The organism is Streptococcus oralis subsp. oralis, from assembly GCF_002096455.1.
Lineage (GTDB): Bacteria > Bacillota > Bacilli > Lactobacillales > Streptococcaceae > Streptococcus > Streptococcus oralis_CY.
Genome location: NZ_NCUL01000007.1, coordinates 392,466 through 405,619, shown reverse-complemented (window position 1 = coordinate 405,619; position 13,154 = coordinate 392,466). Strand labels below are relative to the sequence as shown.

General features: G+C 41.5%; 5 protein-coding genes and 2 pseudogenes. All 7 read right to left on the bottom strand.

Features of this window, described 5'->3' with window-relative positions; all coding sequences use genetic code 11:
- Nucleotides 1–215 precede the first annotated feature (215 nt).
- Entirely contained in the window at nucleotides 216–2,039 is a 1,824-nt protein-coding gene (dnaK, locus tag B7720_RS04315; RefSeq protein WP_084856705.1) for a molecular chaperone DnaK, read from the bottom strand.
- A 247-nt stretch (nucleotides 2,040–2,286) separates the two neighbouring features.
- On the bottom strand, nucleotides 2,287–2,802 hold the full coding sequence (gene grpE, locus B7720_RS04310) for a nucleotide exchange factor GrpE (protein WP_000046025.1): 516 nt from the start codon (nucleotides 2,800–2,802) through the stop codon (nucleotides 2,287–2,289).
- 26 nt (nucleotides 2,803–2,828) lie between these two features.
- A complete protein-coding gene (gene hrcA / locus B7720_RS04305; RefSeq protein ID WP_084856703.1) occupies nucleotides 2,829–3,863 on the bottom strand; it encodes a heat-inducible transcriptional repressor HrcA in 1,035 nt (344 codons plus the stop codon).
- Between the two features lie 160 nt (nucleotides 3,864–4,023).
- Nucleotides 4,024–4,110, bottom strand: a pseudogene (locus B7720_RS09910) (DUF2812 domain-containing protein); the annotation flags it as partial.
- A 74-nt stretch (nucleotides 4,111–4,184) separates the two neighbouring features.
- Complete coding sequence (locus B7720_RS04295; protein WP_084856701.1) at nucleotides 4,185–7,994, bottom strand: LPXTG-anchored SHIRT domain periscope protein; 3,810 nt, start codon at nucleotides 7,992–7,994, stop codon at nucleotides 4,185–4,187.
- Nucleotides 7,995–8,356: 362 nt separating this feature from the next.
- A complete protein-coding gene (locus B7720_RS04290) occupies nucleotides 8,357–10,177 on the bottom strand; it encodes a G5 domain-containing protein (protein WP_084856699.1) in 1,821 nt (606 codons plus the stop codon).
- Nucleotides 10,178–10,253: 76 nt separating this feature from the next.
- Nucleotides 10,254–13,154, bottom strand: a pseudogene (padA, locus tag B7720_RS09780) (LPXTG-anchored isopeptide-forming adhesin PadA); the annotation flags it as partial.

Here is a 13,154-nt window from a genome sequence, read left to right as displayed (position 1 = left end):
TTTAGGTCGGGTTCAATTCCCTTCTTTTTTATGAGACAAAACCTAAATAAATGAGATTCCGTCCTTTTTTACCGAAAAACAGAGGCTGGGTTGCAACCTCTGGATTTCTTCTTATCATTATTACATTTAGACAAAGTACCTTAGTAATTCGTCATTCTTAACGCCCTCGCTCTTCTGATTTTAAAGCTCGGGATAAAATAGTCCACTGGACTATTTTATTTCTCCGTAAATTCTCCGTCTACGACGTCATCGCCTGCGTTTCCTGTTGCTTGTGCGCCTTCTGCTCCTGCTTGAGCTTGTTGCGCTGCTGCGGCTTGTTCGTAGAGTTTAACAGCAAGTCCTTGAGCTTTTTCATTCAAGGCTTCGAGTTTTGCTTTCATTTCGTCCAAGTTGTTGTCTTCTTGAGCTTTCTTAAGCTCATCAAGTGTAGCTTGGGCAGCATCACGTTCTGCATCAAAGCCTTTACCTTCAGTTTCCTTGATTGTCTTTTCAGTCGCAAAGATTGCTTGGTCAACTTCGTTACGAAGGTCTACTTCTTCTTTACGTTTCTTATCTGCTTCAGCATTAGCTTCTGCATCTTTCATCATGCGGTCAATTTCTTCGTCTGTCAAACCTGAGTTAGATTGGATAACAATTGTTTGTTCTTTTTGAGTTCCAAGATCTTTAGCCTTAACAGATACGATACCGTTCTTGTCAATGTCAAATGTTACTTCGATTTGAGGAATTCCACGAGGTGCAGCTGGGATATCTGTCAATTGGAAACGTCCAAGAGTCTTGTTATCTGCTGCCATTGGGCGTTCACCTTGAAGAACGTGAATATCAACGGCTGGTTGGTTGTCTGCTGCTGTTGAGAAGACTTGTGATTTAGATGTTGGAATAGTAGTGTTGCGATCGATAAGTTTTGTGAAGACGCCACCCATTGTTTCGATACCAAGTGACAATGGTGTTACATCAAGAAGGACAACGTCTTTCACATCACCAGTGATGACACCACCTTGGATGGCAGCACCCATAGCAACAACTTCGTCAGGGTTTACTGATTTGTTTGGCTCTTTACCAGTTTCAGCCTTAACAGCTTCTACAACAGCTGGGATACGAGTTGAACCACCAACAAGGATAACTTCGTCGATTTCTGACAAGCTCAAACCTGCATCTGAAAGGGCTTGACGAACTGGAACTTTTGTACGTTCAACAAGATCACGAGTCAAATCGTCAAATTTCGCACGAGTCAAAGTCATTTCCAAGTGAAGAGGTCCAGCTTCACCAGCAGTGATAAATGGCAAGCTGATTTGAGTTGAAGTTACACCAGAAAGGTCTTTCTTAGCTTTTTCAGCCGCATCTTTCAAACGTTGCATTGCCATCTTGTCAGTAGACAAGTCAATACCGTTTTCTTTCTTGAATTCTGCTACCAAGTGGTCGATGATTTTTTGGTCAAAGTCGTCACCACCAAGTTTGTTGTCCCCTGCAGTTGACAATACATCGAAGACACCGTCACCCAATTCAAGGATAGATACGTCGAATGTACCACCACCAAGGTCGAATACCAAGATTTTTTCTTCTTTGTCAGTCTTGTCCAAACCGTAAGCGAGTGCTGCTGCAGTTGGCTCGTTAACGATACGTTCTACTTCAAGACCAGCGATTTTACCAGCGTCTTTTGTTGCTTGACGTTGAGCATCGTTGAAGTAAGCTGGGACTGTGATAACTGCTTTGGTTACTTTTTCACCAAGGTATTCTTCAGCGTAACCTTTCAAGTATTGAAGAATCATAGCTGAGATTTCTTGTGGAGTGTATTCTTTTCCATTTGCAGAAACTTTTTCAGAAGTTCCCATCTTAGATTTGATAGAGATAACTGTATCTGGGTTTGTGACTGCTTGACGTTTTGCAGCATCACCAACGATGATTTCTCCGTTTTTGAATGATACTACAGATGGAGTTGTACGGTTACCTTCTGGGTTTGCGATGATTTTGCTTTCAGTTCCTTCAAGAACTGCAACTGCTGAGTTTGTTGTACCTAAGTCAATACCGATAATTTTAGACATGTGTTTTTCTCCTTAAATTTTATATTCTTTCTTTTTGATACTCTTCTTAGGTGGCGGCGCCGTCAGAGCTTGACTCGTCAATCTCTTTGACTAAACTTTGAGCCTAAGGTCTCAAAGTTTGCGCAAATAGCGCCACGGCGAAGAGTATCGTCTTTTGTTTGCTTCGCTCACTATTGCAAAGCTGAACAATTTCTTATCTTTCTTCATAGTTTATTGTCGTTTCGGACAAGTTTTTAAGTTCTCTAGCCTAGTTATATACTACTACCATGGCTGGGCGTAGGATGCGGTCATGGAGTTTGTAGCCTTTTTGAAAGACTTGGGCGATGGTATCTGCTGGATGTTCATCATCTGCTGGGAGAGTTTGGATGGCCATATGATAGTTATGGTCAAATTCGCCGTCAGCTGCGATTTCTTCGATTCCTTCTTCTTTCAAAGCGTAAACCAAGCTTTCTTGCACCATCTCCAATCCTTTTTTAACATCGTCTGTCAAACCTTCAACGGCTAGTGCACGTTCTAAGTTGTCGAGCGATGGTAAGATTGCTTTTGCCAGGTCTTGGCTACGATAACGTTGCAAGTTTTGACGTTCTTCATTGGCACGGCGTTGAATATTTTGCATTTCTGCATGAGCGCGAAGGTATTTATTTTCAAACTCATCTGCACGTTCATTTGCCAAGTCCAACTCTGACTTTTCAGGAGTTGTTTCTTCAGTTGTTTCCACAACTTCCTCTTCTTTCATTTCTTCATTTTTTATATCTTGGGCCATTTTCGCCTCCTTTAATGATTTCAATCTTAATGTACTTCGTAATGATTACTGCTGAGGTAGCGGTAAAAATCTGTCAACTTCATGGTCAAAACACGATTGACAACATTGACTTGATTGACCAATTGCTGGTAGTCCAGATTGACCGGACCGATAATCGCTAGAATTCCAAAACCACGATAAGGGATGAGGAATTTACTGCTAATCACTGCTAGGTCAGCTAGACAAGACTCTTGACTGTCCGCAACACGGACATTTTGCATCTGATCTTCATGCAGACTTTCACGAATCTCTAGGGCCACCTTTTGCGGTTGGTCAAAGAACTGATAGGCTGCTAGATTGGCAAAATTTAAGAGATTGACTTTTCCCGCTACCACAATATTTTCGTTGAACATTTCCCTAAAGATATGTTCAAAGAGATCCATGACATTGTCCGTTGTCGTAAAGTAACGCTGGATAATCTGTGGAATCTCCGTCCGAATCTTGTAGTGAATATCTAGAACGGTATGACCGAGGAAACGTTCCTGAATGATGCTCTTCAGTTTCAGCAAATCTTCCTGCAAGAAGTTCCTTGGAATCAGAAATTGACTGGTAACCGTTCGGGACTCGTCTAGGGTAAATACTGCCAAGGCTGTATGTTGTCCCAAAACAACGATATCAAAGGCTGTCAACCGTTGCCTGCTCGGCTCAACATCCAGTGCTACTACCGTGCAGTCACTCAGGTCTGTCAGTAGATTAGCAGCCTCTTGCAGAATATCCTCCAGTTTGAAGAATTCCTGATCAAATGCTTTGACAATCTCATAAACTTCATTTTCAGCCAGCCGATCAAAAGCCAGTGAGTGTTTTACATAGTACTGAAAACCGGCAACACTTGGCATCCGACCGCTTGAGGTATGAGCCTTCTCAAGCAAACCCTGCTTCTCTAGAGCCGCCATGTCATTACGAATGGTAGCACTACTAGAATTGATAGACTCTTGTAGCGCCTTGGATCCGACAGGTTCGTGCGTTTTGGTAAAGATGTCAATAATCAGATTTAAAATATCCTGCTGACGCTCTGTAACCATCTCATCACTCCTCTCTGTCCGATCGATTAGCACTCTATGTACCCAAGTGCTAACTCATGATTCTATTATACACCCTTAGAAGATAATGTCAAGACAAAAACTCAAAAAATTAGCACTCTTTTGTTAAGAGTGCTAAAAATCAGTCTACAGACCTAGAAACTTACTTCTCATCTACTTGGTATTTCCTTTTAAGTCTGAAAAAGCCGTAGATTAGATAAGAAATTAAACAAGCGTATAAAACGAAAAAGAGAGAACGATTTCTCGTTCTCTCTTCTTAGACTCAGGAATTAAGAAGTCATTTTGTTATTTCCTAAGAGTGGCTTAATCTTTCTTGCGAAGGATAAAAGCTGCTAGGCTTGCAAAGGCAAGACCGATGATTGAAAGAAGACCAGATACTGCAGAGCCTGTGTTTGGTAACAAGTTCTGCTTTTGACTACTTCCTTCTTCTGGTTGACTATTATTTCCAGAATCTTTAATTGGGGCCGGAGTGAATTCCCAGGTGCCTACGAAGTGTGCGTCTGCTCCATTGATGATTTCAGATGTCTTGTCATAAGACTTGAAGCTCCATGTGCCTTCTGCTGTCTTAACTTCTGTTTGACTTGGTTGAGTTGGAGTTACTTGGCTGCCGTCCTTCAAGTCTGTTTGGTCTGCTGGAAGCAAGGTTTTCACTTCTTGTGGAAGTTCTTTGCCTGGAGTTCCGCTGACAAACTCGTGAGTTGCCTTATGAGTCACTGTTGGCGCTGGAGTGAATTCCCAAGTACCGATAAAGTGGGCATCTGCTCCATTAATAGTTTCAGATGTCTTGTCATAGGACTTGAAGCTCCATGTGCCTTCTGCTGTCTTCACTTCCGTTTTACTTGGCTGAGTTGGAGTCGCTTGACTACCGTCTTTCAAGTCTGTTTGGTCTGCTGGAAGCAAGGCTTTCACTTCTTGTGGAAGGTCTTTTCCTGGAGTTCCGCTGACAAATTCATGTGTTGCCTTGTAAGTTGGTGCTGGGGTAAATTCCCAAGTACCGACGAAGTGGGCATCCGCTCCATTGATGGTTTCTGATGCCTTATCGTAGGACTTGAAGCTCCAAGTACCTTCTGCTGTCTTCACTTCCGTTTTACTTGGCTGAGTTGGAGTCGCTTGACTACCATCTTTCAAGTCGGTTTGGTCTGCTGGAAGCAGGGATTTCACTTCTTGTGGAAGTTCTTTTCCTGGAGTTCCGCTGACAAACTCGTGAGTTGCCTTATAGGTTGGGGATGGGGTGAATTCCCATGTACCTACAAACTTAACATCTGATCCATTAATTGTTTCCGATGTCTTATCGTAGAACTTGAAGCTCCAGGTACCTTCTGCTGTCTTCACTTCTGTTTTACTTGGTTGCGTTGGAGTTACTTTGTTGCCATCTTTCAAGTCTGTTTGGTCTGCTGGAAGCAAGGCTTTCACTTCTTGTGGAAGGTCTTTTCCTGGAGTTCCGCTGACAAATTCATGTGTTGCCTTGTAAGTTGGAGCTGGAGTGAATTCCCAGGTGCCTACGAAGTGGGCATCTGCTCCATTGATGGTTTCTGATGCCTTGTCGTAGGCCTTGAAGCTCCAAGTACCTTCTGCTGTCTTCACTTCCGTTTTACTTGGTTGAGTTGGAGTCGCTTGACTACCGTCTTTCAAGTCTGTTTGGTCTGCTGGAAGCAGAGTTTTCACTTCTTGTGGAAGCTCTTTGCCTGGAGTTCCGCTGACAAATTCATGTGTTGCCTTGTAAGTTGGAGCTGGGGTGAATTCCCATGCACCGATGAAATGGGCATCCGCTCCATTGATGGTTTCTGATGCCTTGTCATAAGACTTAAAGCTCCATGTGCCTTCTGCTGTCTTCACTTCTGTTTTACTTGGTTGAGTTGGAGTCGCTTGACTACCATCTTTCAAGTCTGTTTGATCTGCTGGAAGCAAGGCTTTCACTTCTTGTGGAAGGTCTTTTCCTGGAGTTCCGCTGACAAATTCATGTGTTGCCTTGTAAGTTGGAGCTGGAGTAAATTCCCAAGTACCAACGAAGTGGGCATCCGCTCCATTGATGGTTTCTGATGCCTTGTCGTAGGACTTGAAGCTCCAAGTACCTTCTGCTGTCTTCACTTCTGTTTTACTTGGTTGAGTTGGAGTCGCTTGACTACCATCTTTCAAGTCTGTTTGATCTGCTGGAAGCAAGGCTTTCACTTCTTGTGGAAGGTCTTTTCCTGGAGTTCCGCTGACAAATTCATGTGTTGCCTTGTAAGTTGGTGCTGGGGTAAATTCCCAAGTACCGACGAAGTGGGCATCCGCTCCATTGATGGTTTCTGATGCCTTGTCGTAGGACTTGAAGCTCCAAGTACCTTCTGCTGTCTTCACTTCCGTTTTACTTGGCTGAGTTGGAGTCGCTTGACTACCGTCTTTCAAGTCTGTTTGGTCTGCTGGAAGCAAGGCTTTCACTTCTTGTGGAAGGTCTTTTCCTGGAGTTCCGCTGACAAATTCATGTGTTGCCTTGTAAGTTGGTGCTGGGGTAAATTCCCAAGTACCGACGAAGTGGGCATCCGCTCCATTGATGGTTTCTGATGCCTTGTCATAAGACTTAAAGCTCCATGTACCCTCTGCCGTCTTCACTTCTGTTTGGCTTGGTTGTGTTGGCGTTACTTGAGTACCATTAGACAAGTTCTTTTCTGTTGCTGGAAGCAGGTCTTTCACTTCTTGTGGAAGTTCTTTGCCTGGGGTTCCACTCACAAACTCATGATGTTTTTCATAAAGGAGGGCCGTGCTTACCTGATTAGAAGGAGCTGATAAATTATCAACATGCAATGTTACAGTATTGTCAATCTTTTCAGGACCTTTTTCTTCTACTTTTTTGTTGGTAGCTGTTTTATAAGTGATAATAATCTCAGCGGCAGAATTTGATTTTATGTACTCAGGTGTCATTTTAACAGTAACTGTTTGACCTGACTTCTCAATCGTATAGTCACGTCCTTCTTGCAGAGTCACTCCACCTGATTCAACTTTAAGTTCTTTATAGTCCAAGCGATCATCAAAATTCTGAACCATTTCGATAGATGAAGGCGTTGCTAAAATGTCCTTACCTGGAACCGGAACTTTAAACGTAGCTTTATAGGTTACATCTTGTCCTTCCTTAGCTGGAATCTCTGTAGGATCCACTGCTAGAACAGGGCTCGGATCAATTTTTTCAATATAAAGACCAAAGACGGCCGAAGCAACCTCTGTTGATGAGTAACCAAAATTCATACTATTACTATTTGATCGAAGGGCAAAACCAGAGATATTGTTCTCAGAATAGCTACCGCTTGTAATCTGAGTTGCTACCCAAGCAGTTCGATCTCCTTGATCTTCCTGTCTTAAAACATTGGCATTATTCATCAAACGAAGATTAACATCATTTTGATAATCTTTAACATAGAAGGTTTCCTTCAAGTTGTTGGCATCCATTGCATCGATGTCTGTTGGCTTCATAACCAACTTCAAATCTGTCTCGGAACCATCTGCATAACGCAACTCTGCTGTTACATCCGCATCAAGCCAAAAAGCCTTATTCATAATGTAGTCATGAGCCGCATCTACATAGGGAACATTCCCAATTTCAAAAGCACTACTTTCCCATAATTCAGAAATTGAGAAAAATTCAACAGTAGATTTTTGAGCACTATTCATCTCAGATTCTGCCTGAGCAGTATTAAGATAGTGTAGGGTTACTTTATTGAAATTTAGATAAGCATCTACTTGCTTACCATTGACTGTCCCAATATTTGTGAATTTTAGAGAAAGAGGATTTTCGAAAACTTGATCCTGTTTTTTACTTTTATCTACTTTAAGAGTAAAGTTTTCCATCTCGCCTGGATAGGCACCACCCCAGAGATACTCATAGTGGGGATTCGATAAATGAAACTGATCAACAGCCTGTGATTTAGATAAAACACTAAAATTGTTGATGTTCAAATTAAACTTACGAATATCCAAGGTTGAGATATCCGTTCCGTTTTTTATTTCTTCTAAAGCCGCATAAGATTGAAGCGGAAGAAGAAAAATAGAAAAAAGTAAAACGACTAATCCGAGAAAAGCCTGTTTTTTTCTACTGAAAATAGTAGAAAAAGGCATTCTCATGCGATATTTCCATTTCATAATGTACCTCCAAAATTAAAAATGATTATTTAATCATTTCAAAAGAAATATTCATCTCATTTTAACACAAAAAAAGGGCAATTAAAAGTAGATTATAGATAAAAATTTATTATTTTGTATTTCCAGATTGTCAATTTTCGGTGAGAATAATTAAAATATAAAAATTTTAGAAAAGGCGTTTACACTATGTGAATAACTGTTTTATAGTTAATCCTATTATCACTCTATGAGTTTCATAACGTACTCAAGCCACACATAAACATTAATATATTTAATTTTTTATAAAGAAAGAACCCAAGAATAAATTCTGGGTTCTTTTTAGTATTTCTCGTACAAAAGATACTTTTGTATATTAGAGAGCCTTAGTCCTTCTTACGAACGACAAAGCCTACTAGACCGGCGATAAATAAACCAATCATTGAAAGAAGACTGGTAGAAGCTGTACCTGTGCTTGGTAGAACTTTCTTATCTTGGCTTGCAGTTTCTTCTTTCTTAGTGCTTTCAGCTTGGTTCCCTGTTATTGCAGTATCATTCTTATCACCGTTGGTTGTTGTAGGAGTTACTTTCTTAGTTCCAACTTCAACAATCTCATCTACTGCTGGAGTGGTGATTGTGCTTGATTTCTCAACTCGACCTGTTTCAACGCCGTCTGTGTAAGTCACTGTATAAACAATGGTGCGAACACCCTTCTTACCAGCTGTCTTCACTTGACGACTTCCTTCTGGAAGATCTGGATTTGTGACTTCCTTAGTTTGGAAGGCAACATCTTCTGTCTTCGTTTCTTCCTTAGTCGTTACAACTGGGGCTACTACTTTCTTAGTTCCAACTTCGACAACTTCGTCTACTGCTGGAGTAGTGATTGTGTTGGATTTCACCTCGCGACCTGTTTCAACGCCGTCTGTGTAAGTGACAGTTTCAACAATCGTACGAACACCCTTCTTACCAGCTGTCTTCACTTGACGAGTCCCTTCTGGAAAATCTGGATTTGTTACTTCCTTAGTTTGGAAAGCAACTTCTTCTGTCTTGGTCTCTTCCTTAGTCGTTACAACTGGGGCTACTACTTTCTTAGTTCCAACTTCGACAACTTCGTCTACTGCTGGAGTAGTGATTGTGTTGGATTTCACCTCACGACCTGTTTCAACGCCGTCTGTGTAAGTGACAGTTTCAACAATGGTACGAACACCTTTTTGCCCAGCTGTTTTCACTCGGCGAACACCTTCAGCTAAGAGTGCATTTTCAACCTCACGAGTCTGGAAGGCAACTTCTTCAGTTTTGGTTACTTCCTTAGTCGTTACAACAGCTTTCCCACCGGTATAGGTAATCTTGTTTTTTGCAGCTTTCTTGGTCTTGCGTGAAACTTCTTTACGAGATTTTTCAACACCATCCACTTTTGTCACTTCATAAGTGACTTCATCAATACCTTCTTCACCTTCTTCAACACGTGTTTGACCTTTATCCAGTGCTGGGTCTACTTTCGTTTCTTCTTTAAAAGCAACTTTCTCCTCTACAGTCACTGTTTCTTTGGTTTCTACACCTGTTTTCTTAGTTCCTACTTCGATGATTTCTTCTACTGGTTCTTTAATTACCGTTTGGCTCTTTCTATCACGTTTTTTCTCAACGCCATTTACCAAAGTAACATCCCAAACAACTTTCTTCTGACCTTTTTCTCCCGCTTGTTTTACCTTTCGAGTACCTTCAGCGAGATCTGCATTGTTTTCTGTCCGAGATGGGTAAGGAATCTCCTCAGTAGTTGTGACTTCTTGATGTTCTTCTTTTAAATCTCCCCCTGAGAGAAGCGCCTCAGCCTTAGCTTTTAAAGAATTGTAGCGAGCTTCAAGCGCCGCAAAACTTTTTTGACCTTCTGGACTCTTCATTGCCTTCTTTGCAGTCTCAAAAAAATTCTTTGCTTCTTCTACATCACCCTCTAGGAGTTCTTTATTCCCCTCATCTGGACTATCTGTAAAATCCTTAATTGAAGATTCTATATTATTGAGCATTCTTTTGAACGTATTTGCAATGTTTCGCTCTTGTCCGTCTGGAATTTCTTCATCTTCTGCCGGAGTCTCTTCTGCATGTACTGTTGGAATTCGATACAAGTCAGGAGCTACATGATAAGTTGCTACTCCAAGAGCATTTAAAGCAAGTATAGAAATCCCTAACTTTAATAATTTTTTTCTACTCATTATTTTTTCCCTTAACACTTTCAATATATAGTAAGGAGAAGAGTAAATTTTTCTACTCTCCTCTTACTATATGGTACTAACGTTCAGCTTTACGTTTCCAAACCAGAAGTCCTGCAAGTCCTGCAGCAAGGGCTGCAAATACTTCAAGAACTGTAGAAACTTCAGAACCTGTATTTGGCAATGTTTTACCTGGTTCTGTTGGTTTTTTCGGAATATCCCCCTCTGCTGGTGGGATATTTGGAGCTGGTGGCGTTACCGGAACCGGTGGTGTCACCACAACCTTGTTGGTAGTTTTTGATTTATCGTTAAAGCTTACTTTTGCCGTATTTGGTACACCTGTCGCGAATTGTGCAAAATCTGTTCCTTCTCTGAAGTTGGTATAAAGAACGAGAGTTACTTTACTTCCCTTCAAGGCTTCAAGAACATCCTTATCGCTGATTTCAAGAGTTACAATGTTTTTAGCTTCATCGTAAGTAATAGTGGCAATTGCTTCCAACTCTTTACCTACTAATTCACCACGATCATTTGAAGCCTTACTCAATTTATCAATAGCTGCTTGAAGCTTAGTTTGAGCTTCTTTTAGCTTCTTGATTTCATTTTCGAGTTTCTCTTGTTGTTGTTTCTTATCAGCTGGTGCCAATTCTGCTTCTTTCTCAGCTGGTGCTTGAAGTTTAGCTAAGTTTTCTTCAGCTGCTTTCAACTCTGCTTCTAAGTTTGCAAGATCTTGACTTGATTCGCTAGTTGCAGGTTTCTTATCTTCTGTTGCAGAAGAATCAGATGTAGCTGGAGTAGCTGGTTGTGCTGCCTTAGCCGCTTCCAACTTCGCTTTCAATTCAGCCACTTTCGCTTCCGCCGCTTTCAAATCTTCCTTCTTGTTAGCCTCTGTTGAAGTCTCTTCTGTTGACTTGCCTGTCAAAGCTTTGAGTTCTTTCTCAGACTGTTCAAGTTGGGCTTGAAGAGTTGCTTTGAGCGCGTCAAATTGAGCGTTTTCAACTTTGAGGGCGATGCGGTCAAGGTTCACTTTGAGGACTTGATTGATTTTATCACTGATTGTGAAGTTCGTCAATTCCGTCTTCTTGATGCGACCGTACTCATCTTTCAAGGCATTTCCATTTTCATCCTTAGGATCTGCAGGAACGAGCGTTGAAATGTCGAAGCGGAATGTTTCATCTGCTTCTTTCAATCTGTAACCACCAGTTGGATTTGATCCATCTTCTGGTCCAACAGTCTTAGAAGGTTCAGTTGGTTTTGGTTCAGTTGGTTTTTCTGGGTCACGTGGTTTCACCGTTACCGGTTTTGATTCCTTGCTGCCAGATTGACCATTGGCATCCTTGAAGTTGACAGTTGCTTTGTTTGGTACCAATTGGTCCTTATAAGCAGTCAAATCGCTATTCGCTTTGAGTTTAGCTGGGATGTACAATTGAATCTCTTTGAAGCCTTTTAGTCGAGCGAAATCTTTCACTTTTACAGTGACAGTGTTTCCTTCAACACTTGTTTCAAGAGCTCCATTTGCATCACGACCGTCCACATAGGCTACTGGCGTATCAGCGATTGCCAAAACAGATTCAAGTGTATCCGTTACGATAAACTCTTTGTACTTATCAATATCTTTTGGTAAAGCTGTATTGACATTGTACATGTAAGGTGCATCGTATTCGACATCCAAGTGGTCCAAGGTACGGTTGATTTTCTTCGTAATTTCTGGTTCTGGTTCTTTTGGAACGATAACCGGAACTTTATTCGAATCTTTGTGTAGCCCTGGTCTATTTGGAATGTTTGCATCATAAGAAGCCGTATTTGGAACAGTGAATCCACGATCTGTTAGATATGGAGTCAAATCAGCTCCCGCTTTAATCTTAGCAGTGAAGCTCAATTCAACAGCTTGACCGCCATTGGCTTTCACTTGTTCCTCTGTAAGGGTCAAGGTAATGGTTTGACCTTCTACCTTGATTTGACTTGCATCAAGAGCTTGACCATTCAAGATTGCGTTTGCTGAACCTGCATAATCAAGAACAGATTCAAGTGTATCACTTACACTGAAGACTGTCGCATCTGTTGGAACACTTGTTTTCACGTTGTAGGTGAAGACTTGATCACGATCAGCGAGTGTTTCTTCAGCTTTCGTGTTGACATCTTTCTTGATTTCTGGCTCTTCTGGAGTCGGTGGCGTTACTGGAACTTCATTGGAATCCTTAGTGAAGCCTGGTTTGTTTGGAAGATCTACCTTGTAAGCTGCCTTGTTCGGAACCTTGATTGACTTATCTTCTGTTACATAATCAGACAAGTTAGCACCCGCTTTGATCTTAGCGTCGAAAGTTAATTCAACAGCTTGACCAGCACTTGTTTTAGCTTGTTCTTCTGTAAGGGTCAAGGTGATGGTTTGACCTTCTACCTTGATTTGGCTTGCTTCAAGAGCTTGACCATTCAATTTAGCACTTGATGTGCCGGCAAATTCAAGAACGTCTACTAGTGTATCTGTGACTGAGAAGGCTGTCGCATCTTGCGCTACTGTTGTTTTCACATTGTAAGTGAAGACTTGGTCACGTTTGTCAAGAGTTTCAGCTTCTTTGCCGTTCACATCTTTCTTGATTTCTGGTTCTTCTGGTGTTGGTGGCGTTACTGGGACTTCATTAGAGTCTTTCGTAAAGCCTGGTTTGTTTGGAAGATCTGCCTTGTAAGCTGCCTTGTTAGGAACTTTCACAGTCTTATCTTCTGATAGGTAAGCAGACAAGTTCGCGCCGGCTTTGATCTTCGCGTCGAATGTTAATTCAACTGCTTGACCGCCATTGGCTTTCACTTGTTCTTCTGTAAGGGTCAAGGTGATGGTTTGACCTTCTACCTTGATTTGGCTTGCTTCAAGAGCTTGACCATTCAATTTAGCACTTGAAGTTCCTGCGAATTCAAGAACGTCTACTAGTGTATCTGTGACTGAGAAGGCTGTCGCATCTTGCGCTACTGTTGTTTTCACGTTGTAAGT